The sequence below is a fragment of the Streptomyces sp. NPDC030799 genome (genome assembly GCF_055572255.1).
Genome location: NZ_JBVIDS010000004.1, coordinates 452,553 through 475,771, shown reverse-complemented (window position 1 = coordinate 475,771; position 23,219 = coordinate 452,553). Strand labels below are relative to the sequence as shown.

Below are 23,219 nucleotides of genomic sequence, written 5' to 3'. Positions count from 1 at the left end.
GCGATGGTGGAGGCCACTGGGGGAAAGCACCACCAAGAAGGGGGGCCGCCCATGGGCTGGCACCGGGAGCTGCTGATCGGCTTCGACCTGGAGACGACCGGGACCGATCCGCGCGAGGCGCGCATCGTCACCGGCGCGGTGATCGAGGTCAGGGCCGGTGAGCCCGGGGGACGCAGGGAATGGCTGGCCGACCCGGGCGTGGAGATCCCGGCCGACGCGGTGGCGGTGCACGGCATCAGCAACGAGCGTGCGGCGGCCGAGGGCCACCCGGCCGACCGGGTGGCCGACTCCGTCGCCGACGTCCTGGTGGGGTACTGGAGGACGGGCGTCCCGGTCGTCGCCTACAACGCCGCGTTCGATCTCACCCTGCTCTCCGCGGAGCTGCGCCGCCACGCCCTGCCGTCCCTCTCCGACCGCCTGGGCGGCCTCGCCCCCGCCCCGGTCATCGACCCCTACACCATCGACCGCTGGGTCGACCGCTACCGCCGCGGCAAGCGGAACCTGGAAGCGGTGTGTGCCGAGTACGGCATATCCCTCGACGCGGCCCACACGGCCCCGGCCGACGCCCTCGCCGCAGCGCGGCTCGCGTCCGCGATAGCCGACCGCCACCCGAAGATCGCGTCCCTGAACCCGGTCGAGCTCCACCAACGGCAGATCGAGTGGTACGCGGAGTGGGCGGCGGACTTCCAGGCGTTCTTGCGCCGCAAGGGCGAGCCGGACGCGGTGATCGACGGCACATGGCCCCTCCGGGAGCTGACGGAAAGCCAGCCGGCGTAGGTCCTGCGGGCCGGCTTCGCCTGCGGGCACGGCCCCGGTACCAACGCCGAGCACCTCAGAACACCGGGCCACGAGACGCCCTCAGAACGGATACCACCGCACCGTCTCGTCCCCGTCGCGCAACGACGCCACCCGCCGCCGGAACTCGGCCAACGCATTTGGACTGCTCGGTGCATGCTGCGCAACCCACGCACAGCTGGCGGTCTCCCGGGCGCCGCGCAGCACCGCACAGCCCTCCCACTCCCGCACATCCCACCCGTATCCGTCGACGAACGACTCGTACGCCTCGGCGGGCAGCCCGTACCGGTCGCGGGAGAGCGCCATGACCACCAGATCGTGCTCGCGCAGATCCGCGGAGAAGGTCTCCAGGTCCACCAGGACCGGCCCGTCCGGCCCGACGTGCACATTGCGCGGCAACGCGTCGCCATGGATCGGCCCCGGCGGCAGATGCGGCGTCAGCGCCGCCGCGGCCGCCGCGAATCCGTCCCGGCGCGCACGCAGGTACGCCGCGTCCTCGCCGTCGATCGCGTCACCCGCCAGCCGCAGCCACCGCTCCACACCGCCCAGCAACTCGCGGGGCGGCAATGCGAAAGGAGGAGCAGGCAGTGCGTGCACCATCCGCAGCAGTCGCGCCAGATCGCCCGGCTCGGCGGGGCGTACCGCCTCGGGCAGCCGGTGCCACACGGTCACCGGATGGCCGTCGACCAGCCGTGGCTCCGGCTCGGCCGCCCGTACCGCCGGCACGCCCGCCTCGGCCAGCCAGCGGGCGATGTCCAGCTCACGCCGGGCCCGCTGCAGCAGCTCGGCGTCGCGGCCCACCTTCACCACCAGATCACCGGCGGCGAACACCGCGTTCTCACCGAGGGCGAGGAGAGATGCGTGCCGGGCCGGGCCCGGCAGCACTCCCGCCGTGGCCAGTACGTCCCGTGCCCGTGCCTCGTCCATCGTGCCGCCTCCGTGCCGTCCAGCTGTGGTGCGTGTGCCGCACCCGGCCAGTCTTGCATTCGTCCAGGTCGAACGGTGTGCGCGGTCCCTTGACGAGGTATCGGGCCTTTATCACCATGAACACGCCAATCGGAGCAGGCAAAGGGGCTGATTCCGTGACATCAGTGGCCGACGTGCGACGACCGGGCGGTCGCCGTGCAGCCGGACAGGGCATCTGGTTCCTCGTCCTGCCCGCCCTGATCCCGATCCTCCTGTTCAGCGTGGGGCCGCTGCTCTACGGCGTCCTGCTGGCGTTCACCGACGCCCAGTCCGGCCGCACCCAGGCCACCCGCTGGATCGGTGCCCTCAACTTCCAGGACCTGCTGCACGACACGCTCTTCTGGGAGTCGTTCCGCATCGGCCTGGTCTGGGCGGCGGGCGTCACCGTGCCCCAGTTCCTGCTGGCGCTCGGCCTCGCCCTGCTGCTCAACGAGGACTTACGGCTGCGATGGCTGGCCCGCGCGCTCGCCATCGTGCCGTGGGCGATGCCCGAGGTCGTCGTCGGCATCATGTGGCGGCTCGTCTACAACCCGGACGCCGGCATCCTCAACGAGACCCTGCGCGACCTCGGCCTCGGCGACGGCCACGACTGGCTCGGCGGCCTGGCCACCGCCCTGCCCGCGGTGATCGTCGCCGGCGTCTGGGCCGGCCTGCCGCAGACCACGGTCGCCCTGCTCGCCGGAGTGCAGAACGTCCCGCGCGAACTGCACGAGGCCGCCGCGGTCGACGGCGCCGGGGCCTGGCGTCGCTTCCGCGCGGTCACCTGGCCCGCGCTCAGACCGGTGGCCCTCGCCATCACTGCGCTCAACCTCATCTGGAACCTCAACTCCTTCGCCCTGGTCTACGTCCTCACCAGCGGCGGCCCCGGCGGCAAGACCCGGCTGCCCTCGCTGTTCGCCTACGAGGAGGCCTTCCGCTACGGCCAGTTCGGCTACGCGGCGGCCATGGGCTGTGTGCTCGTCGCCGTCGTATCGATCCTGCTCGCGGTGTTCCTGGCCGGCCGGCTGCGCGGAGGTGCGCAGGCATGAGGACCCGCCGCACGGCACGTGCCGGACAGTACGCCGCCCTGCTCTGCTATCTGCTGTTCCTGGCCTTCCCGCTCCTGTGGCTGCTGTCCACCGCCCTGAAGTCCCCGCGCGAGCTCGGCAGTCTGCACCCGACGTGGATCCCGCGCCACCCCACCCCGGCAGGCCTCCGGCAGGCCTTCCGGGAACAGCCCCTCGCGCACGCCGCGCTCAACTCCCTGCTGGTGGCACTCGCGACCGCCGCCGTCGCCGTCCTGGTCGCCACACCCATGGCGTACATCCTGGCCCGGCACCGCACCCGGCTCGCCCGGGCCGCCACCGGATGGGTGGTGATCAGCCAGGCGTTCCCCTTCGTACTGGTGATCATTCCGCTGTTCCTGGTGCTGAAGCAGCTGCGCCTCGTGGACTCCCTGACCGGGCTGGTGGTGGTGTACGTCGTGTGGGCGCTGCCGTTCGCGCTGTGGATGCTCGTCGGCCATATGCGGGCGGTGCCCGCCGAGCTGGAGGAGGCGGCGGCCGTCGACGGCGCCGGGCGGCTGCGCACCCTCGTGTCGGTGACGGCGCCGCTGCTCGCGCCCGGCATCGCGGCGACGGGCCTGTTCGCGTTCGTCACCGCGTGGAACGAGTTCTTCTTCGCGCTGGTGCTGCTCAAGAGCCCCGCGAAACAGACCCTGCCGGTCGTCCTCACCCATTTCATCGGTGCGGAGGGCGTGGCCGATCTGGGCCCGCTGGCCGCCGCCGCGTTCCTGGCCACGCTTCCCTCCCTGGCCGTCTTCGCCCTGGTTCAGCGGCGGATCACGACGGGCCTGCTCGCCGGGGCGGTGAAGAGCTGATGAGGACCCTCATGACCCGCATCCCCCGCATGTCGGTCGCGCTCCTCGGCGTCCTGCTGCTGCTCGCGGGCTGCTCGTCACCGGCCCACCACGACGGCGGCCCGATCACCCTGCGCTTCCAGTCCCTCGCCTGGCAGCAGGAGTCCGTCACCGCCACCAAGGCCCTGGTGAAGGAGTGGAACAGGACCCACCCCGAGGTCAAGGTCGAGTACATTCAGGGGAGTTGGGACAGCGTCCACGACCAGCTGCTCACCTCCTTCGAGGGCGGCGAGGCACCGGACATCATCCACGACGCCTCCGACGACCTGGCCGACTTCGCCTACGGCGGCTACCTCGCCGACCTGACCGATCTGCTGCCGGCCGACCTCAAGTCCGGTATCCCTCCGGCAGCTTGGGACACGACCACCTTCGGACACGGCATCTACGGCGTGCCGTTCCTCCAGGAACCCCGGGTGCTGATCGCCGACGCCACCAGGCTGCGCTCGGCGAAGGTACGCATCCCGACTCCCGGACATCCCTGGAGCTGGGCGGAGTTCCGGCAGGTGGCGAAGAGGCTCAGCGGGCCCGGCAGGTACGGCGTGGCCTGGCCGCTGAAGGAACCCGTCTCCGCCACGCTGAACCTCTCCCTGTCGGCGGGCGGCCGGCTCTTCCACCGGGGCGCGGACGGCAGAGTGACCGTGCGCTTCGGCTCCGGCGACGCGGTCGTACCCGGCACGGTCCGCGACCAGGTCGCCGTCGACCACAGTGCTCCTGCCTCGACGCTGGGCAGCGGCGGTTCGGACACCCTGCCCGGCTTCTTCGGCGGCCGGTACGCGATGGTCCCGCTGGGCTTCTCCTACCGTCAGCAGATCGTGCAGCAGGCCCCGAAGGGCTTCCGCTGGGAGGTGCTGCCCGCTCCGGCGGGCGCCGCCGGGCTCACCCAGGGGGTCAGTCCGCAGACCCTGTCCGTCTCCGCGGACTGCCCGCACAAGAAGGAGGCCGCCGCGTTCCTCGGCTTCCTGCTGCGGCCGGGGAACATGGTCCGTCTCGCGCTCGGCGACTGGATGCTGCCCACCGGCACCCAGGCGCTGAAGGACCCCGCCCTGCACACCGCGGAGAACGGCTGGGCGACCGGCGCGGCCCTGGCGGAGCACCTGCGCCCGGCGCCCGCCCAGTCCGTGCGCGGCTATCCCGAGTGGAAGGACAAGGTGGCCACCCCGGCCTTCCAGGAGTACTACAGCGGCGCGATCGGCCTCACCGAGCTGCGCAGACGCCTCGTGCAGGACGGCAACCTGGTCCTGGCCCGCTATCAGCGCTGAGCGCGGACCACCGAGCGGAAATCGCATTGAACGAGACGTCTCGTCTCGCCTAGGTTGTGCATCATGACCGCTCCCGCCCACATCGCCATGTTCTCCATCGCCGCGCACGGCCATGTGAACCCCAGCCTGGAGGTGATCCGTGAACTCGTCGCCCGGGGGCACCGGGTCACGTACGCCGTCCCGCCGGTGTTCGCCGAGAAGGTGGCCGCCACCGGGGCCCGGCCCGTGCCGTACACCTCGACCCTGCCGGGACCCGACGCCGACCCGGAGGCCTGGGGGACCACGCTGCTGGACAACGTGGAGCCGTTCCTGGCCGACGCGATCCAGGCGCTCCCACAGCTCATCGAGGCCTACGCCGGCGACGAACCCGACCTCGTCCTGCACGACATCGCCTCGTACCCGGCCCGGGTCCTGGCCCACCGCTGGGGCGTCCCGGCGGTCTCCCTCTCCCCGAACCTCGTCGCCTGGCAGGGGTACGAGGAGGAGGTCATGGAGCCGCTGTGGGCCGAGCCGAGGAAGACCGAGCGCGGGCAGGCCTACTACGCACGCTTCGAGGCCTGGCTGACGGAGAACGGGATCACTCAGCACCCGGACTCCTTCATCGGCCCGGCCCGCTCGATCGTCCTCATCCCGAAGGCACTGCAGCCGCACGCCGACCGTGTCGACGCCCGCGTGTACACCTTCGTCGGCGCCTGCCAGGGCGACCGCTCCGACCAGGGGGAGTGGCAGCGGCCGGCCACCGCCGGGAAGGTCGTGCTGGTGTCACTGGGCTCGGCCTTCACCAAGCAGCCCGCGTTCTACCGCGAATGCGTCCGCGCCTTCGGCGGCCTGCCCGGCTGGCACCTGGTCCTCCAGGTCGGCCGGCACGTGGACCTCGCCGAGCTGGGCGACGTACCGGACAACGTGGAAGTGCACAGCTGGGTACCGCAGCTGGCGATCCTGCGGCAGGCCGACCTGTTCGTCACACACGCGGGCGCGGGCGGCAGCCAGGAAGGGCTGGCCACCGCCACGCCGATGATCGCCGTCCCGCAGGCCGTCGACCAGTTCGGCAACGCCGACATGCTGCAGGGACTCGGCGTCGCTCGGCGGCTGGACACCGAGGAGGCCACCGGTGAGCGTCTCCGTGATGCCGCGCTCGCCCTCGTGGACGATCCGGAAGTGGCCCGCCGTCTGAAGGAGATCCAGGCGGAGATGGCCGAGGAGGGCGGCACGCTCCGGGCGGCGGACCTGATCGAGGCGGAACTGAAGGGCCGCGCGCGGGAGTAGGCCACCTGCAACGCCCCGAAGGGGCGCGGGGAACCGTGCGGCCAGCCCCACGCCCCCGCACTCGCGCCCGGTCCCGGCCGCCCCGGCGGGTTGTGCGCCGGATCAGACCGGCAGCCGCTCCGCCTCCTCGCGCACCGGCCGGGAGGCAACCGCGTCCGGCGCCTCGTCGTGGGTGAGGTCGGGCAGGCGGCGCAGCCACTTCGGCAGGTACCAGTTGCGCTCGCCGAGCAGTGCCATCACCGCCGGCAGCAGCACTCCGCGGATGACCGTCGCGTCGATCAGGACCGCCGCGGCCAGGCCCACACCCATCTGCTTCATGGACTGCATCGACAGCGTGCCGAAGATCGCGAACACGGCGACCATGATGACCGCGGCGCTGGTGACGACACCGGCCGTGGTGACCACGCCGTGCCGGATCGCGTCCGTGGTGCTGCGGCCGCGCATCCGGGCCTCGCGGATCCGGGAGACGACGAACACGTGGTAGTCCATCGACAGCCCGAACAGGATCACGAAGAGGAACAGCGGCAGCCAGGTCACGATCGCCCCGACCCCCTGGGCACCCACCAGCGAGGCACCCCAGCCGTGCTGGAAGACGGCGACGAGGATGCCGTACGCCGCACCCACCGACAGCAGGTTGAGCACGATCGACGTGATCGCGACGGTCAGCGAGCGGAACGACAGCAGCATCAGCAGGAAGGCGAAGACGACGACGAACGCGAAGACCGGGACGACGGAGCCGAGCAGCTGGTCGTTGAAGTCGTGGTTGCCGGCGACCTGCCCGGTGATCGGCGCCTGCACGCCGTCGACCTTGCCCAGCGTGGCGGGCCGTACCTCGTCGCGCAGCTTGTCCAGGCTCTCGACCGCCCGGTCCATGTCCGATCCGCCGACCAGCGGCACGGATACCAGGGCCACGTTCTGCGCGTCGTACAGCCTGATGTCGACCGGGCCGCGCGAGGCACCCGAGGCGATGGCCTGCTTCTTGAAGTCGGCCAGCGCCTGCCGTACGCCGGGGGCGTTGACGTCCGCGGCCTTGACGACGACCTGGGCCGGCTCGCTGCCACCCGGAAACGCGTCGTTGATGCGGTCGTACGTCTGCACGATCGGCAGTGACTTGCCGAACTCCTGGTCCAGCGTGAGCTGTTGTGTCTTCATGCCGAGCGCGGGCGCCGCGATCGCCAGCAGCACACCGGCCGCCACGACGACGGAGACCAGCGGCCTGGCCAGCACACCGCGCAGGACCGCCGTCCAGAACCGGCTGCCCTCGTCCGGGGACCGCCTGCCGCGCCGGCGCGCGAGGAACGGAATCCGCCCCTTCTCGACCCGCTCACCGAGAAGCGACAGCAGCGCCGGCAGCACCGTCACCGAGCCGGCCATGGCGACCGCGACCACCATCAGCGAGGCCAGGCCCATCGCCTCGAACGCGGCGAGCCCCGTGAACAGCATGCCCGCCATCGCCACGCACACCGTGACGCCGGAGACGATGATCGCCCGGCCGCTGGTGGCGGCGGCGATCCTCAGGGCGGTGCCCGCGTCCCGCCCGGCCTGCCGCTCCTCGCGCTCACGGCGCAGATAGAACAGGCAGTAGTCGACGCCGACGGCCATACCTACCAGCAGCATCACGGAGTTGGCGGTGTCGCTCATCGGCTGCAGATGGCTGACGAGGCCCATCAGGCCCATCGTCGCCATGATCGCGGTGATCGCGAGGGCCACCGGCAGCAGCGCCGCCACCAGCGCCCCGAAGGCGATCAGCAGGATGCCGAGCGCCACCGGCACCGCCGAGTACTCGGCCTGCTGGAAGTCGTCCCCGAAGGCATCCTTGTACTGCTTCTGCATGCTGGCGCCGCCGATCTCCTCGATCCGCAGCGAACCATGCGCTTTCTGCACCCCGGCGACCGCGTTCAGCACCGGTTCGACCCGGTCGACGGCCGTTTTCGCATCGCCGCGCATGTCGAACCGCACCAGCGCGCTGCGCCCGTCCCGGGAGACGGTGCGGGTGTCGTAGGGCGAGGTCACCGCCGTGACCTTCCCGGTGCCCTTGACGGCCTCGATCACGTCGGCGACGGCGGCCCGGAACTCGGCCGAAGTCGCCGTCAGGGCACCGTCCTTGGCCTGGATCAGGACCGTCTCCCCGGCAGGCTGCTTGATCCCCGCGTCGTCGATGATCTCGGCGGCGGTGTGCGTCTCGCCCTTGAGCTGGTTGCTCTCGTCCACGTCGACCCGGCCCGCCGCCGAGCCGAGTCCCATCGCCAGCACGACGAACAGCACCCATATGCCGACGGCCGCCCAGCGGTGCCGGGCGCTCCAGCCGCCGGCACGGGCGGCCAGCCCCCGCACCCGCACATCCCTGTTCCCCATCGCGGGCCTTCCCCCTCTGTGCGGTGGCGGCCCCCTGCCGCCACGTCTGCGCTAGTTGCAGTTCGACCGTATGAGCCGGACGAACGCCGCTCGTCGTGCTGCCCGGTGAACTCGGCGGCCCGCCGCTCATCGCCGGGGAGGACAGTGGCCCCTTACACCTATGGGCACTTCTCGGGGATGCGTCTCGGGGTTCTCGCACCGGGGGCGCACACCGGAGGACATGGGCTGTCCGTTCCGCCGTCAGCGCGGCGGTTTGTGATTACAAAGTTTTGTTGAACAAGTCACAGGTGCGTGTAGAGGTTGATCCAGCACCCGCCGATCGGCGAGAGTTTCGCGCAGTCCCGCCCTGCGCGGGCCCGGCCGTCGTGCCCACCCCCACGGGGCACGACGGCCGCTCTACGCTGGCCGGATGACGACCTACGCGGCGCTGTTGCGCGGAATCAACGTCGGTGGCAGCAAGAAGGTGCCCATGGCCGACCTGCGTACGCTGCTGACCGGCCTCGGCCACACCGGCGTGCGGACCCATCTGCAGAGCGGCCAGGCCGTGTTCACCACCGGCCACGGCGACGAGGAGTCGCTCGCGGCGGAGTTGAGCCGGGCGATCGAGGAGCGGTTCGGCTTCCCGGTCGACGTGCTCGTGCGCGACCACACCTATCTGAAGGCCGTCGCCGAGGCCTGCCCGTTCCCGGCCGCCGACCTGGAGCCCAGGCAGCTGCACGTCACCTACTTCTCCGCACCGGTCGCCCCGGACCGCTACGCGGACATCGACGCCGCCGCGTACCTCCCCGAGGAGTTCCGCCTCGGCGACCGCTGCCTGTACCTGTACGCCCCCGAGGGCCTCGGCCGCTCCAAGCTCGCCGAGGCCCTGTCCCGCCCGCGCCTGACCAAGGGCCTGATCGCCACGAGCCGGAACTGGAACACCGTGCTCAAACTGGTCGAGCTGACGGCTCCGGGAGCGTGACGGTCCGCGGGCCGAGGAACGGCGCGCGGGCATTGTCCGGCACGCTTCCCCATGCCCCAGGGGCAAGGTCGCACACCCATGCCTGCCTGACCCGGGTGTGCGAGGCTCTGATCCATGCGCTACATCATCATCGGGGCGGGAGCGGTCGGCGGGACCGTCGGGGGGCGGCTGGCCCAGGCCGGGCGTGAGGTCGTCCTCGTGGCACGCGGCGGCCATCTGGCGGCACTGGCCGAGCACGGGCTGCGACTGCGGGTCCCGGAAGGGGAGTTGACGTACCGGCTGCCCGCCGTCGACGGGCCCGGCCCGCTCGGCGAACTGCGCGCCGACGACGTCCTCGTCCTCGCCGTGAAGACGCAGGACACCATGGCCGCCCTGGAGAACTGGGCCGAGGCGCCCGTCATGGGCGGCGGCACAGCGGCCGAACGGCTGCCGCTCGTCTGCCTGCAGAACGGCGTGGAGAGCGGACGGCTGGCCCTGCGCCGCTTCCGGCAGGTGTACGGCGTCTGCGTCTGGCTGCCCTCGGCCCTTGAGGGGCCCGGCGTCGTCTCCGCCGCCGGCAGCCCGCTCACCGGCATCCTGCACCTCGGCCGCCTTCCGCACGGCACCGACGACACCGCCCGCCGGATCGCCGCCGATCTGGCGGACGCCCGCTTCGAGGCACCGGTCGTGCCCGACGTGGCCCGCTGGCAGTACGCCAAGCTGCTCGCGAACCTCAGCAACGCCATCGAGGCGCTGACCGGAACCCGCGACACCGAGCCCGCCCGGGCGCTGTACGCGCGCGTGCGAGCGGAAGGGGCGGCCGTCCTCGACGCCGCCGGGATCGCGTACACGGGCGCCGAGGAGGAGCGCGCCGCCCGCGGCGACAAGGTCACCCTCGTGCCGCTGTCCTGGGCGCCACGCGGCGGCGGTTCCTCCTGGCAGTCCCTCGCCCGCGGCACCGGCACCATCGAGGCCGACTACCTCAATGGGGAGATCGCCCTGCTGGGCCGGCTGCACGGCGTACCGACCCCGCTGAACGAACTGCTCCAGCGGCTTGCCAACCGGTTCGCCCGGGAGCGCCGGGCCCCCGGGTCGATGCCGGCCGCGGACCTGGTCCGCCTGGCGGAGGAGGCGGTGGGGTCGGCCGGCTGACGGCCGTTCAGCCGGTCTGCGGCGATGTGCCTTCCGGTCTGCGGCGATGTGTCTTGCCGGTTGATCTTCCGGCCGGATTGGCGTTCTGTAGGCCCCGGCGGGCGTGAGCCGCTCGCGCCGGGCTTGCCGGAGGGGGACGGGGAGAAATGGACGACTTCACAGGGGATTCCGAGCGGCGGCTCGCGGCGCGGTTCGAGGCGGACCGGCCGCATCTGACGGCCGTGGCCCACCGGCTGCTCGGCTCGGCCGCCGAGGCCGACGACGCCCTGCAGGAGGCCTGGCTGCGGGCCCGGCAGGCCGACCTCGACGCGGTGCGCAACCCCACCGGCTGGCTGACCACCGTGGTGACGCGGGTCTGCCTCAACCTGCTGCGGGCCCGCCGCAACCGGCGTGAGGACTTCCTCGACGCCTACGACCACGCCTCCTGCGACCGGTCCGGCGACCGCGCTCACGACACACCGCCGGTCTCCGCCGATGCGGGCGACCCCGCCCGTCAGGCGCTGCTGGCCGACGAGATCGGAGTCGCGCTGCTGGTCGTCCTCGACACCCTCGGCCCGGCCGAGCGGGTCGCCTTCGTGCTGCACGACATGTTCGCCGTGCCGTTCGAGGAGATCGCTCCGCTGATCGAGAAGACTCCGGCCGCCACTCGGCAACTGGCCAGCCGGGCCCGACGTCGCGTCCAGGGCCGGCCGCCCGCGCCCGGCGCCGACGCCGTACGTCGCCGCCGGGCCGTCGAGGCGTTCCTGGCCGCCACGCGGGGCGGCGACTTCTCGGCCCTGGTCGCCCTGCTCGACCCGGACGTGGTGCTGCACGCCGACGCGCTGGTCGTCCCCACACCGGAACCGATCACGGTGCGGGGTGCCGAACCCGTCGCCCAGGGCGCCATGGCGGCCATGGGCCGCGCCCGGATCACCGGACTCGCCCTGCTGGACGGCGAGTTCGGCCTGGTCATGGTGGAGCACGGACGGCCTCGCCTGGTCCTGGCCTTCGCCTTCGGGACGGACGGCCGGATCACCGGGATCGACATCGTGGCAGAGCCGGAACGCCTGCGCGGGACGGAGATCGCCGCCGTGGACCCGGAGTACCCGGCGGCCGGGCATGCGGAGGCCGGTGACCCCGAGGAATTGGACCAATGGCCGGAGGGATGATTGGGTCGGGACGCCACCCCAATGGATAAGTAGCGTCGCCGTCATGACGTACCGCGCCACCGCCGCTACTGCCGTTACCGCCGAGCCCGCCACCGCCACTGCCGCCGAGCCCGCCATCGAGCCGGACACCGAGCCCGCCCCGACCCGGATCGACTTCTTCTTCGACCCGGCCTGTCCCTTCGCCTGGATCACCTCCCGCTGGCTGCTGGAGGTCGAGCGGCTGCGCCCGCTCGACCTCCGGTTCCGGGTGATGAGCCTGTACCTGCACAACACGGGCAACGAACTGCCCGACTGGTACCGGGACTTGGTGGACCGCTCCATCGGTCCGGTGCGGGTCGCCGTGGCCGCCGCCGAACGGCACGGCGCGACGGTGCTGCGCGACCTGTACACCGCGTTCGGCACCCGGATCCACGAACGCGGCACCAAGGACTTCGACCAGGTGATCACCGAGGCGCTCGCCGAACTCGGGCTCCCCGCCGAGCTGTCGGCCGCGGCCCACGACCCGTCGTACGACGACGCGGTACGCCGCAGTCACACGGCCGGTACCGAGCCGGACTCGGGCGGCTACGTGGGGACGCCGACCCTTCACATCGACGGAACGGTGTGGTTCGGGCCCGTGCTGCGTGCCGTACCGCGCGGCGCCGAGGCGGCCGAACTCTTCGACAGCTTCCGCGTACTGGCCCGCCACCCCGAACTCTTCGAACTCAAGCGCACCCGCACCGGCGCCCTCCGCTTCGACTGACCGGGAAGCGAGGTGGCCGATAAACGCCCGTCGGATCCGATGAGTTCACCGATCGTGTGACACAGGAGCCGCGGTCGGCGCAGAACGAGAAGCCGCCGCGGTCCGACGTCACAGGGGAACGCCGGGCGCGGCGGCCCCTACCACGCCCACGTCCCCCGAGGCCGGCGCTCGCCGAACCTCGCGACAAACACCTCGGGCTGTCCCTAGGGTGAAGCGCGCCGACGGCCGGAGGGGGACGGGATGAGCGTGACGGGCACACCATGGGCGGTGCTGCCGCGGTACCGCGGCGACGGAATGCCCCGGCGGCCGTGCGCGTCGGTGTACCTCGACGACGGCGACGGCGCTCGCGACGTCGACGGGGCGTTCTCCGCGCGCGTACCGGCCTCACTTCACGCCCGTGTCCGGGAACCCGGTCAACGAACACCGGTCACCCGGACGGGTGGCGATTTTCGGACGTCATCGATCCGGACGCCCAAGTGCCACGCAGCCCGGCGAGCCTCTGCGGACCGCGGGGGCCGTGGATGACGCACCGGCTCCCCGTCCTCGGCAGCACGCACACCCACAACATCGGTAACGTCAGCCATCCCGGCATCTTCGGCCAGTCAGGGCCAACGCCCCACCCCCGAGGGCCCGTTCGGGCCACAAGCGAGGACAGGACATGAGCACCTACAACTTCGGACACCTCAACGGCCCGGCCGGCTTCGGCGACTACAGCCGTATCGACACCAAGAACGGCACACCCGACCTGGAGACCCTCATGGCCGTCGCCGAGCGGCTCACCCAGGCACTGCGCGCCGAGTACCCGGGGCTGGCGGGGTGCGGGGAGAGCATCCAGGCCGAGCTGGCGCTGTCCGCCGAGGACGGCCTGCCGCCCAACAGGGGGCGGATCCGCACCGCGTTGGAGACCGTCGCCGTCGCGGCGGGGGCCGGCACCGGAAGCCTCACCTTCACCCAGCAGCTCACGCACGCACTCGGCCTGTGACCGGCCTCCGCGGCCCCGCCGCCGAGGCCCGTTTCGGACCGGCCCGCAGCGGCACGGTCTGACGCGGACCGGCACGGTCGGACGCGGATGCACGGTCTGACGCGGTGGCCGGCGAGCGCGCCGCCGGTGGGTCCGGGTGGGCCCGGCGGCGGTTCCGGCAGGGCTCTGGGCGTTGCCGGCAGGGTCTGCCGGGGCGGGCCGAAACGGTCAGGCGCCCAGGGCCGCCAGCACCGGCCGGCATGCCGCGTCGTGGCGTTCCAGCAGTGCCCGCGCCACCTCGGGCGCCGGTCCCAGCACGTCGGCCAGCACGTCGGCCCCCGCCGCGCCCCGCGCGATACGGTCCGGCAGGAAACCGGGGGCCAGGACGTACGGCGCGACGGCGACCCGCTCGCAGCCGAGGGCGCGCAGCTCGGCCACGGCGTCCTCGGTGCGGGGGAATCCCGCGCGAGAACCGGCGGAGGCGAACGCAGGCCGCACGGCGCACCAACCGGTGTGCCACCACTCCCGCGCGATGTCGGCGATCACTGCGATCGCCTCCGGGTCGGAGGACCCCGCCGAGGCCAGCACGACCCCGGTCGAGGACTTGTCGGCGGGTGTCAGCCCCGCCTCGTACAGCCGCCGTTCCAGCGCCGTCAGCAGCAGCGGGGAGGGGCCGAGCACGTCCGCCTGGCGGATCCGCAGCCGGGGCGGCGCGTCCCGCAGCACGGCCGGGATGTCCGCCTTGGCGTGGAAGGCGCGGGTCAGCAGGAGAGGGAGGGCCACGACGTCACGTACGCCCTCGGCCGCCAGGGACTCCAGCACCCCCTGCACCGACGGGACGTTGAAGTCCAGGAAGCCGGTCTCCACGCGCAGCCCGGGCCGCAGCGACCGTACCCGCTCCACGAGGGCGTGCACGGTCGCCGCGTGCCGCGGGTCACGGCTGCCGTGGGCGACGACCACGAGGACGGGGGGGACCGGACGGTGCATGGTGTGTCTCAGCCCTTCACCAGCAGGCCGCGGCTGCGCAGCACCCACCGCTCCAGCGGGCTGAAGATCAGCAGGTCGATGGCGATGCCGACGAACAGGATCAGGAAGATCGCCTCGAACACCATGGACATGGAGCTGGCGTTGCGGCCGTTCTCCAGCAGCGCGCCCAGGCCGATGCCCAGGTCGGGCGAGGAGGCGATGATCTCCGCGGCCATCAGCGAACGCCAGGAGAAGGCCCAGCCCTGCTTCAGACCCGCCAGATAGCCCGGCAGCGCGGCCGGCAGGACGATGTGCCAGGCGCCCTTCAGCCCCGTCGCCCCCATCGTGCGGCCGGCGCGCAGGAACAGCGGCGGCACCTGGTCGATGCCGGACACCAGGCCGTTGGCGATGGAGGGGACGGCGCCGAGCAGGATCACCGCGTACATCATCGAGTTGTCCAGGCCCAGCCAGATCACGGCCGGCGGCACCCACGCCACCGACGGCAGCGACTGCAGACCGGACAGCACCGGGCCGATCGCGGCGCGCACGAACTTCACCCGGGCCACCAGCAGCCCCAGCGGAGTGCCGATGGCCAGCGCGAACAGGAAGCCCAGCAGGCCCCGGGAGACGCTGGTCCAGATGTAGCCGAGCAGCTTGCCCTGCAGCCAGGCGTCCTTGAACTCGTTGCCCACGTCGGCGGGGGAGGGCAGCTTCGTCGGATCGTCGACGATCTTGAAGGAGATCAGCGCCTGCCACACCACCAGCACCACCAGGGTGGCGACGAGGGGAGGCAGGATCTTGTTGCCGAACGTCTGCCGGAACGGGGTCCGCCCGACGACACCGGACTCCAGGGCGTCCAGGCCCGCCTCGACGCTCGCGGCGTCCTGCAGGACGGCCTTGGTCGTGTCAGTGCTGGCCATGGCGGCGGATCTCCCCACGCAGGACTTCGGTGATCTCAAGGGACAGTTCGGCGACCGGCGCGTCCTCGATGCGCCGCGGCTGCGGAATGTCCACCTGCCACTCCCGTGCCACCCGGCCCGGGCGGGAGGACAGCAGTACGACACGCTGCGCGAGCCGCACCGCCTCGCGGACGTTGTGCGTCACGAACAGGACGGACAGGCCCGTCTCCGCCCAGATCCGGGTCAGCTCGTCGTGCAGCAGGTCACGGGTGATCGCGTCCAGCGCCGCGAACGGCTCGTCCATCAGCAGCAGCCGGCTGTCCTGGGCCAGCGCCCGGGCCATGGCGACCCGCTGGCGCATCCCACCGGACAGCTCGTGCACCCGCTTGCCGTACGCGCCCTGGAGCCGCACGAGTTCGAGCAGTTCCTCGGCCCGGTCGCGCCGCTCGTTCTTCGCGACGCCGCCGAGCTTCAGGGCGAGTTCTATGTTCTTGCCCGCGGTCAGCCACGGGAACAGGGCGTGCTCCTGGAACATCAGGGCCGGACGCCCGTCGGTCGTGATGCTGCCGGCGGAGGGCTGGTCCAGCCCGGCCACCAGGTTCAGCAGCGTCGACTTGCCGCAGCCCGAGGCCCCCAGGAGGGTGACGAACTCGCCCGGAGCGACATCGAGGCTGATGTCGTCCAGGACGAGCTGCTGTCCACCGGGTACCGCGAAGGACTTCGAGACGTGCTCGATGCGCGCCGCGTGCTCGACCGACTCGGCGGCCTTGGCGAAGGTCGTGGCCATGGTCGTCACCTCCTGGGAACTCATCGGCTACGGGGGTTACTTGACGCCGAGCCCGGCGTCGCTGACGCTGCTGCCGCCCTCGGCCTTGAGGACCTTGTTCAGGAGCGTGAGGTCGTAGATCCCGTCCAGCTTCGGGTTCTCCAGCAGGCCGGCCTTCACGGCGTGCTGCGCCTCGCTGTCGAGGGTGGCCGCCAGCGGGTCGTTCGTGAACTGGATGGACTTCCACGCCGGGTCCAGGACCTTCGCCGGCAGCGCCTTGCCGGAGTCCGCCTCCAGCTGCTTGTTGGCCGCCGCCTTCGCCTGGTCCGGGTTGGCGTTGATCCACTTGTTGGCCTCGACGGAGGCCTTCAGCACGGCCTCGACCGCCTTCGGGTGCTCCTTGAGGAACGCCTGCCGCACGACGATGTTCGTGATCACGAACTTCTTGTCCGGCCACAGCGACGACTCGTCCAGCAGCACCTTGCCGCCCTCGGCGACCAGCTTGGACGCGGTCGGCTCCGGCACCCAGGCGCCGTCGATGGAGCCGGACTTGAAGGCGTCCGGGGTCACCTTGTTGTCCGTGCGGACGACCGACACGTCACCCTTGCCGCTCTGCGCGTCGACCTTCCAGCCCTGCGAGGCCACCCAGTTGAGGAACGCCACGTCCTGCGTGTTGCCGAGCTGCGGGGTGGCGATCTTCTTGCCCTTGACGTCCTTCAGGGACTTGATCTTCTTCGGGTCGACGACCAGCTTGACCCCACCGGACGCCGAACCGCCGATGATGCGCAGGCTCTTGCCGTCGGACTTGGTGTAGCCGTTGATCGCCGGGGAGGGGCCGATCCAGCCGATGTCGAGGGAGCCCGAGTTCAGGGCCTCGATCTCGGACGGGCCGGCGTTGAAGAGCTGGTACTTGGCCTCGGTGGCGCCCAGTTCCTTCTGGAAGAAGCCCTTCTGGTTGCCGATCAGGGCGGTGGCGTGCGTCAGGTTGCCGAAGTAACCGATCTTGACGGAGCCGAGTCCGTCGATCTTCTTGGCCCCGGCGGCGATCTTGGCGGTGTCGTCGTTCTTGGACTCGGACCCGTAGCCGCAGGCTGCAAGAGTGAGCAGGGGGAGTGCGGCGAGCGCGGCGATGCCGCGGCGGAACAGCTTGGAGCGGTTGGCAGGCACGGGAGGGTTTCCTCTCGTTGGCCCGGCGGTCACGGTCTCTCAGGTCGTGGCCGGGAGTTCGGCAGGGGGTCTTCGTCGTTTCCGGGACGACACCGGGTGGGGGGACGGGGCGCGCAAGCGGTGCGCGTACGTCACCGCACACATCGCGCCACTCCGCCCTGCCCGCTGCCGAGGGCGCCGCTGCCGATGCGGCCGCCCTCCTTCGCGAACGTCGAGTAGACGTCGTTCGTCTTCATGCTCAGAAGTCCCAGCCGTCGTCTTCGGACTCGTCCTTGACCGGCTCGGGGGAGGCGAACGACTCGCCGACCATGCCCGCGGTCAGCGTGGTGCCGTCGCTCGGGTCGATCAGGATGAAGGAACCGGTGCGGCGCGAGTCGGCGTAGGAGTCGACCGGCAGCGGCTCGGCGGTACGGATCTTCACGCGGCCGATGTCGTTGGCCACGAGCCGGCCCGGGTGCGGGTGCAGGGACAGGTCGTCCAGCGTCAGCCGGGACGGGATGTCCTTGACGATCGCCTTGACCGTGCGGGTGCCGTGCTTGAGCAGCACCCGGTGGCCGACGGTCAGCGGCTCGTCGGCCACATGGCAGACGGTCGCCTCCACGTCCTGTGTGGTCGCCGGCGCGTCCTTCGTCGGCACGATCAGGTCACCGCGCGAGACGTCGATGTCGTCCTGCAGCAGCAGCGTCACCGACTGCGTCGTCCATGCCACGTCCACCGGCTCGCCCAGCAGGTCGATGCCCGAGATCCGCGTGGTCCGCCCCGACGGCAGGACCGTGACCTCGTCGCCGACCCGGAAGGTGCCGGCCGCGATCTGGCCCGCGTAGCCCCGGTAGTCCGGGTGCTCGGCGGTCTGCGGCCGGATCACGTACTGCACGGGCAGCCGGGCGTGGCAGTGCGCCAGATCATGGCTGACGGGAACGGTTTCCAGGTGTTCCAGGACGGTCGGGCCGCCGTACCAGTCCATGTTCGCGGACGGCTCCACCACGTTGTCACCGGCCAGCGCCGAGATCGGGATCGCGGTGACCTCGGGGACGCCCAGCTCGATCGCGTACGCCGTGAACTCCTCGGCGATCGCGGCGAAGACGTGCTCCTCGTACCCGACGAGGTCCATCTTGTTGACCGCGAGCACGACGTGCGGGACCCGCAGCAGGGCCGCGATCGCCGCGTGCCGGCGGGTCTGCTCCACCACGCCGTTGCGGGCGTCGACGAGGATCACGGTCAGCTCGGCCGTCGAGGCACCGGTGACCATGTTGCGGGTGTACTGCACATGGCCGGGCGTGTCGGCCAGGATGAACCGGCGCCGGGGCGTGGCGAAGTAGCGGTACGCCACGTCGATGGTGATGCCCTGCTCCCGCTCGGCGCGCAGGCCGTCGGTGAGCAGCGCGAGGTCCGGGGCATCCTGGCCGCGGCTCGCGGAGGCCCGTTCCACGGCCTCCAGCTGGTCGGCGAGAACCGACTTGGAGTCGTGCAGCAGCCGCCCGACGAGCGTGGACTTGCCGTCGTCGACGGAGCCGGCGGTGGCGAACCGCAGCAGGGTGGTGGCCGAGAGTGCCTCGGTCGTGGTCGTGCTCATGCTTAGAAGTACCCCTCGCGCTTGCGGTCTTCCATCGCGGCCTCGGACAGCTTGTCGTCGGCGCGGGTCGCACCGCGCTCGGTGAGCCGGGAGGCGGCGATCTCGGCGATCACGGCGTCCAGCGTGGTGGCGTCGGAGTCGACGGCGCCCGTGCAGGACATGTCACCGACCGTGCGGTAGCGCACGAGCCGCTTCTCGACACGCTCGCCGTCCTTGGGCCCGCCCCACTCGCCGGCCGTCAGCCACATGCCGCCCCGCTGGAACACCTCGCGCTCGTGCGCGAAGTAGATCTGCGGCAGCTCGATGCCCTCACGGTCGATGTACTGCCACACGTCCAGCTCGGTCCAGTTGGACAGCGGGAAGACCCGGACGTGCTCGCCGGGGGCGTGCCGGCCGTTGTACAGGTTCCACAGCTCGGGGCGCTGGCGGCGCGGGTCCCACTGGGAGAACTCGTCGCGCAGCGAGAACACCCGCTCCTTGGCGCGGGCCTTCTCCTCGTCCCGGCGGCCGCCGCCGAAGACCGCGTCGAACCGCTCGCTCTGGATCTTCTCCGTCAGGGGAAGGGTCTGCAGCGGGTTACGGGTGCCGTCGGGACGTTCCTTGAGCACACCCCGGTCGATGTAGTCCTGGACGGACGCCACATGGAGGCGCAGCCCATGTGCGGCGACCACACGGTCCCGGTACTCAAGGACCTCCGGGAAGTTGTGTCCCGTGTCCACATGAAGCAGCGAGAACGGCACGGCAGCCGGGGCGAAGGCCTTCAGCGCCAGGTGCAGCATGACGATCGAGTCCTTGCCGCCGGAGAACAGGATCACCGGGTTCTCGAACTCGCCCGCCACCTCGCGGAAGATGTGCACCGCCTCGGACTCCAGCGCGTCCAGGTGCGACAGGGCGTACGGGCTCTCCGTGCCCTCGCCGCCCGTCGCGGCCTTGGCGACGGTCGTCATGCCAGTCCCCTCTCACTCAGCAGGGCGTACACCGACGCCGCGGACTCCTGCACGGTCTGGTGCTGCGACTCGATCCGCAGATCCGGCGTCTCGGGCTCCTCGTACGGGTCGTCGACCCCGGTGAGCCCCTTGAGGTCGCCCGCGGCCTGCTTGGCGTACAGCCCCTTCACATCGCGCACGCTGCAGACCTCGACGGGGGTCGCGACATGGATCTCCAGGTACGACGTCCCGTTCTCCGCGTGCCGCTTCCGCACCGCGTCCCGGCTGTCCGCGTACGGCGCGATCACCGGTACCAGCGCCTTGACCCCGTTGCGGGCCAGCAGTTCGGCGACGAAGCCGATGCGCTGCACGTTGGTGTGCCGGTCCTCGCGCGAAAAGCCGAGGCCCGCCGAGATGAACTCGCGGATCTCGTCGCCGTCGAGCACCTCGACGCGGTGGCCCTCGGCGCGCAGCCGGCCCGCCAGCTCGTACGCGATGGTGGTCTTGCCGGCGCTCGGCAGACCCGTGAGCCAGACGGTGGCTCCGGTGGTCACGTCGTTCTCCTGAATCTGATCGGTCGTCATCCGTGCAGCCCGCACTCGGTCTTGGCCCGCCCGGCCCAGCGGCCGGCGCGCGCGTCCTCGCCCTCCAGGACCCTGCGTGTGCACGGGGCGCAGCCGATCGAGGCGTAGCCGTCCATGAGCAACGGGTTGGTGAGGACGCCGTGTTCGGCGACGTAGGCATCCACGTCGTCCTGGGTCCAGCGGGCGATCGGGGAGACCTTGACCTTCTGCCGCTTCTCGTCCCAGCCGACGACCGGGGTGTTCGCCCGGGTCGGGGACTCGTCGCGGCGCAGGCCCGTCGCCCACGCCTGGTAGCCCTTCAGCCCCTCTTCCAGGGGCTGTACCTTGCGCAACCTGCAGCACAGGTCCGGGTCGCGGTCGTGCAGCTTCGGGCCGTACTCCGCGTCCTGTTCGGCGACCGTCTGCTTCGGCGTGAGGGTGATGACGTTGACGTCCATCACGGCCTCGACGGCGTCGCGGGTCCCGATGGTCTCCGGGAAGTGGTAGCCGGTGTCGAGGAAGACGACGTCCACGCCCTTGAGCACGCGCGAGGCGAGATGGGCGACCACGGCGTCCTCCATGGACGAGGTGACGCAGAACTTCGCGCCGAAGGTGTCGACCGCCCACTGCAGGATCTCCAGCGCGGAGGCGTCCTCCAGGTCACGGCCCGCCTGCTCGGCGAGCGCCTTCAACTCCCCGGCCGTACGCTGCTGTTCCTCAGCCGTCGTCATATCCGCTCGTCCCCTCCGTTGTCGGCTCGCTGAAGGCCCCGGGCGAGCAGCCCGAGGAACTTCAGCTGGAAGGCGCGGTTGCATGCCGCGCATTCCCAGGCGCCGTGGCCGCCTTCCAGAGCCTCGCTCGGCCGGAGGTCCTCGTCGCCGCAGTAGGGGCAGTAGAAAGGTGCGGCCCGCTCGCTCACGACAGTGCCTCCTCTGAAGCGCGAGAAGCCCAGGCGGCGAACCGCTCGCCGTCCTCGCGCTCCGCCTGGAACCGCTTGAGCACCCGCTCGATGTAGTCGGGCAGTTCGTCCGCGGTGACCTTCAGACCGCGCACCTTGCGGCCGAAGCCCGGCTCCAGGCCGAGCGCGCCGCCGAGGTGCACCTGGTAGCCCTCGACCTGCTCGCCCCGGTCGTCGAGGACCAGCTGGCCCTTGAGACCGATGTCCGCGACCTGGATACGGGCGCAGGCGTTGGGGCAGCCGTTGAGGTTGATGGTGATCGGCTCGTCGAAGTCCGGCAGGCGGCGCTCCAGTTCGTCGATCAGCGTGGCGCCGCGCTGCTTGGTCTCGACGATCGCGAGCTTGCAGAACTCGATGCCGGTGCAGGCCATGGTGCCGCGCCGGAAGGAGGACGGCCGGGCGGTGAGGTCCAGCGCCTCCAGCCCCTCGACCAGCGAGTCGACCTTGTCCTGCTCGACGTCGAGGACGATCATCTTCTGCTCGACGGTGGTCCGCACCCGGCCCGAGCCGTGCGCCTCCGCGAGATCGGCGATCTTCGTCAGCGTGGCGCCGTCGACGCGGCCGACGCGCGGCGCGAAACCGACGTAGAACCGGCCGTCCTTCTGCCGGTGCACACCGATGTGGTCGCGCCACTGCTGGACCGGCTGCTCGGGGGCGGGCCCGTCGATCAGCTTGCGTCCGCCCAGGTACTCGTCCTCCAGCACCTGCCGGAACTTCTCCGCGCCCCAGTCGGCGACGAGGAACTTCAGCCGGGCGCGGTTGCGCAGCCGGCGGTAGCCGTAGTCACGGAAGATCGAGACGACGCCCTCGTAGACGTCCGGGACCTCGTCGATCGGCACCCAGGCGCCGAGCCGCACGCCCAGCTTGGGGTTGGTGGACAGGCCGCCGCCCACCCACACGTCGAAGCCCGGCCCGTGCTCGGGGTGCCGTACGCCGACGAACGCCACGTCGTTGATCTCGTGCACCACGTCCAGCAGCGGCGAACCCGAGATGGCCGTCTTGAACTTGCGCGGGAGGTTCGAGTACGCCTTGTTGTTCAGGACGCGGCGCTTCATCTCCTCCAGCGCCGGTGTGCCGTCGATGATCTCGTCCTCGGCGATGCCCGCCACCGGAGAGCCGATCATCACACGCGGGGTGTCACCGCAGGCGGTGACGGTCGACAGGCCGACGCCTTCCAGCCGGTCCCAGATCTCGGGCACGTCCTCGATCCGGATCCAGTGGTACTGGACGTTCTGCCGGTCGGTGATGTCCGCGGTGCCGCGCGCGAACTCCTGGGAGATCTCGCCGATGACCCGCAGCTGCTGTGTGGTGAGCGCACCGCCGTCGATGCGGACCCGCAGCATGAAGTAGCGGTCGTCCAGCTCCTCCGGCTCCAGGACCGCGGTCTTGCCGCCGTCGATCCCGGGCTTGCGCTGGGTGTACAGCCCCCACCAGCGCATCCGGCCGCGCAGGTCGCTGGGGTCGATCGAGTCGAAGCCGCGCTTGGAGTAGATCGTCTCAATGCGTGTCCGCACATTGAGACCGTCATCGTCCTTCTTGACCTGCTCGTTGCCGTTGAGCGGGGTGAAGTGCCCCACGGCCCACTGACCCTCACCACGGTGACGGCTCACCTTGCGGCGGGGCGCGGAGGCGGCGGGGTTCGGTGGAGTGGCGGCCATGGTTCTACGTCCTTCGGGACCGGTGGGAATCAGCTCTGACCTGCACAGATGCGCGCACGCGGGCAGGCGTGCGCGTCCTTGCGCAAGGAGAATCAGGTACGGGGGTTCGCGGCGGTGCTGGGGGCTCAGCTCGCCGGACAGATGGCGCTGGACATGCGGCCGAGGTCGACGTGCCGCCGACTCACCAAGGCAATTCCAGTTCCAGACATGACGGAAGCGTGTCACGGCGATCTGGACACAGTCCAGCTTTATCCAAGATGCG

At 71.3% G+C, this 23,219-nt stretch carries 22 protein-coding genes and 1 pseudogene; 10 read left to right on the top strand and 13 right to left on the bottom strand.

What is annotated here, in order from left to right; translation table 11 throughout:
• The first annotated feature begins 51 nt into the window (after nt 1-51).
• Entirely contained in the window at nt 52-777 is a 726-nt protein-coding gene (locus ACZ41I_RS13070) for an exonuclease domain-containing protein (protein WP_468514063.1), read from the top strand.
• Nucleotides 778-858: 81 nt separating this feature from the next.
• On the opposite strand, the gene ACZ41I_RS13065 is transcribed toward ACZ41I_RS13070, so the two are convergent.
• Entirely contained in the window at nt 859-1,722 is an 864-nt protein-coding gene (locus ACZ41I_RS13065; RefSeq protein ID WP_399772770.1) for a phosphotransferase enzyme family protein, read from the bottom strand.
• 116 nt (nt 1,723-1,838) lie between these two features.
• Here ACZ41I_RS13065 and ACZ41I_RS13060 point away from each other — a divergent pair, with 116 nt between their 5' ends.
• The 4 genes and pseudogenes from ACZ41I_RS13060 to mgt all read left to right on the top strand — a co-directional run bounded on the left by ACZ41I_RS13060 (nt 1,839) and on the right by mgt (nt 6,183).
• A complete protein-coding gene (locus ACZ41I_RS13060) occupies nt 1,839-2,789 on the top strand; it encodes a carbohydrate ABC transporter permease (RefSeq protein WP_468514062.1) in 951 nt (316 codons plus the stop codon).
• Nucleotides 2,786-3,619 (top strand): carbohydrate ABC transporter permease, encoded by an 834-nt coding sequence (locus ACZ41I_RS13055; RefSeq protein ID WP_468514061.1) that lies wholly within the window; start codon nt 2,786-2,788, stop codon nt 3,617-3,619. The genes ACZ41I_RS13060 and ACZ41I_RS13055 overlap by 4 nt, the downstream gene beginning before the upstream one ends.
• Nucleotides 3,620-3,630: 11 nt before the next feature.
• Nucleotides 3,631-4,917, top strand: a complete 1,287-nt coding sequence (locus tag ACZ41I_RS13050) for an ABC transporter substrate-binding protein (RefSeq protein ID WP_468514060.1) — start codon at nt 3,631-3,633, stop codon at nt 4,915-4,917.
• A 20-nt stretch (nt 4,918-4,937) separates the two neighbouring features.
• Nucleotides 4,938-6,183: pseudogene (mgt, locus tag ACZ41I_RS13045) on the top strand (macrolide-inactivating glycosyltransferase).
• A 102-nt stretch (nt 6,184-6,285) separates the two neighbouring features.
• Here the strand turns inward: mgt and ACZ41I_RS13040 are convergent.
• Nucleotides 6,286-8,538, bottom strand: a complete 2,253-nt coding sequence (locus ACZ41I_RS13040) for an MMPL family transporter (RefSeq protein ID WP_363220391.1) — start codon at nt 8,536-8,538, stop codon at nt 6,286-6,288.
• Nucleotides 8,539-8,947: 409 nt separating this feature from the next.
• Here ACZ41I_RS13040 and ACZ41I_RS13035 point away from each other — a divergent pair, with 409 nt between their 5' ends.
• From ACZ41I_RS13035 to ACZ41I_RS13015, 5 genes are all read left to right on the top strand, one after another.
• Nucleotides 8,948-9,499: a DUF1697 domain-containing protein gene (locus ACZ41I_RS13035; RefSeq protein ID WP_363220390.1), complete on the top strand. Its 552-nt coding sequence runs from the start codon at nt 8,948-8,950 to the stop codon at nt 9,497-9,499.
• Between the two features lie 114 nt (nt 9,500-9,613).
• Nucleotides 9,614-10,630: a ketopantoate reductase family protein gene (locus tag ACZ41I_RS13030; protein WP_468514059.1), complete on the top strand. Its 1,017-nt coding sequence runs from the start codon at nt 9,614-9,616 to the stop codon at nt 10,628-10,630.
• Nucleotides 10,631-10,776: 146 nt separating this feature from the next.
• A complete protein-coding gene (locus tag ACZ41I_RS13025; protein ID WP_468514058.1) occupies nt 10,777-11,778 on the top strand; it encodes a sigma-70 family RNA polymerase sigma factor in 1,002 nt (333 codons plus the stop codon).
• A 43-nt stretch (nt 11,779-11,821) separates the two neighbouring features.
• Entirely contained in the window at nt 11,822-12,520 is a 699-nt protein-coding gene (locus tag ACZ41I_RS13020) for a mycothiol-dependent nitroreductase Rv2466c family protein (protein ID WP_468514057.1), read from the top strand.
• A 658-nt stretch (nt 12,521-13,178) separates the two neighbouring features.
• The gene (locus ACZ41I_RS13015; protein ID WP_363218519.1) at nt 13,179-13,502 is read left to right on the top strand and encodes a hypothetical protein; all 324 of its coding nucleotides are present in this window, start codon (nt 13,179-13,181) and stop codon (nt 13,500-13,502) included.
• A gap of 207 nt (nt 13,503-13,709) precedes the next feature.
• On the opposite strand, the gene ACZ41I_RS13010 is transcribed toward ACZ41I_RS13015, so the two are convergent.
• The 11 genes from ACZ41I_RS13010 to ACZ41I_RS12960 all read right to left on the bottom strand — a co-directional run bounded on the left by ACZ41I_RS13010 (nt 13,710) and on the right by ACZ41I_RS12960 (nt 23,166).
• The gene (locus ACZ41I_RS13010; protein WP_363218520.1) at nt 13,710-14,468 is read right to left on the bottom strand and encodes a sirohydrochlorin chelatase; all 759 of its coding nucleotides are present in this window, start codon (nt 14,466-14,468) and stop codon (nt 13,710-13,712) included.
• A gap of 8 nt (nt 14,469-14,476) precedes the next feature.
• Entirely contained in the window at nt 14,477-15,367 is an 891-nt protein-coding gene (locus tag ACZ41I_RS13005) for an ABC transporter permease (protein ID WP_399772795.1), read from the bottom strand.
• Nucleotides 15,354-16,157 carry an ABC transporter ATP-binding protein gene (locus ACZ41I_RS13000; RefSeq protein WP_363218522.1) on the bottom strand — a complete coding sequence of 268 codons (804 nt, stop codon included), beginning with the start codon at nt 16,155-16,157 and terminating at the stop codon, nt 15,354-15,356. The genes ACZ41I_RS13005 and ACZ41I_RS13000 overlap by 14 nt, the downstream gene beginning before the upstream one ends.
• A 12-nt stretch (nt 16,158-16,169) precedes the next feature.
• Nucleotides 16,170-17,279 (bottom strand): aliphatic sulfonate ABC transporter substrate-binding protein, encoded by a 1,110-nt coding sequence (locus ACZ41I_RS12995; RefSeq protein WP_363218523.1) that lies wholly within the window; start codon nt 17,277-17,279, stop codon nt 16,170-16,172.
• 238 nt (nt 17,280-17,517) lie between these two features.
• On the bottom strand, nt 17,518-18,852 hold the full coding sequence (locus ACZ41I_RS12990) for a sulfate adenylyltransferase subunit 1 (RefSeq protein ID WP_363218524.1): 1,335 nt from the start codon (nt 18,850-18,852) through the stop codon (nt 17,518-17,520).
• 2 nt (nt 18,853-18,854) lie between these two features.
• Nucleotides 18,855-19,799: a sulfate adenylyltransferase subunit CysD gene (cysD, locus tag ACZ41I_RS12985; RefSeq protein ID WP_363218525.1), complete on the bottom strand. Its 945-nt coding sequence runs from the start codon at nt 19,797-19,799 to the stop codon at nt 18,855-18,857.
• The gene (gene cysC, locus ACZ41I_RS12980; protein WP_363218526.1) at nt 19,796-20,332 is read right to left on the bottom strand and encodes an adenylyl-sulfate kinase; all 537 of its coding nucleotides are present in this window, start codon (nt 20,330-20,332) and stop codon (nt 19,796-19,798) included. Before cysC ends, cysD begins: the two co-directional genes overlap by 4 nt.
• A gap of 26 nt (nt 20,333-20,358) precedes the next feature.
• Entirely contained in the window at nt 20,359-21,072 is a 714-nt protein-coding gene (locus ACZ41I_RS12975; protein ID WP_363218527.1) for a phosphoadenylyl-sulfate reductase, read from the bottom strand.
• Nucleotides 21,069-21,260 carry a hypothetical protein gene (locus ACZ41I_RS12970; protein ID WP_363218528.1) on the bottom strand — a complete coding sequence of 64 codons (192 nt, stop codon included), beginning with the start codon at nt 21,258-21,260 and terminating at the stop codon, nt 21,069-21,071. Before ACZ41I_RS12970 ends, ACZ41I_RS12975 begins: the two co-directional genes overlap by 4 nt.
• Nucleotides 21,257-22,957 (bottom strand): nitrite/sulfite reductase, encoded by a 1,701-nt coding sequence (locus tag ACZ41I_RS12965; RefSeq protein ID WP_363218529.1) that lies wholly within the window; start codon nt 22,955-22,957, stop codon nt 21,257-21,259. Before ACZ41I_RS12965 ends, ACZ41I_RS12970 begins: the two co-directional genes overlap by 4 nt.
• Nucleotides 22,958-23,082: 125 nt before the next feature.
• Complete coding sequence (locus ACZ41I_RS12960) at nt 23,083-23,166, bottom strand: putative leader peptide (RefSeq protein ID WP_309486338.1); 84 nt, start codon at nt 23,164-23,166, stop codon at nt 23,083-23,085.
• Nucleotides 23,167-23,219: the final 53 nt, after the last annotated feature.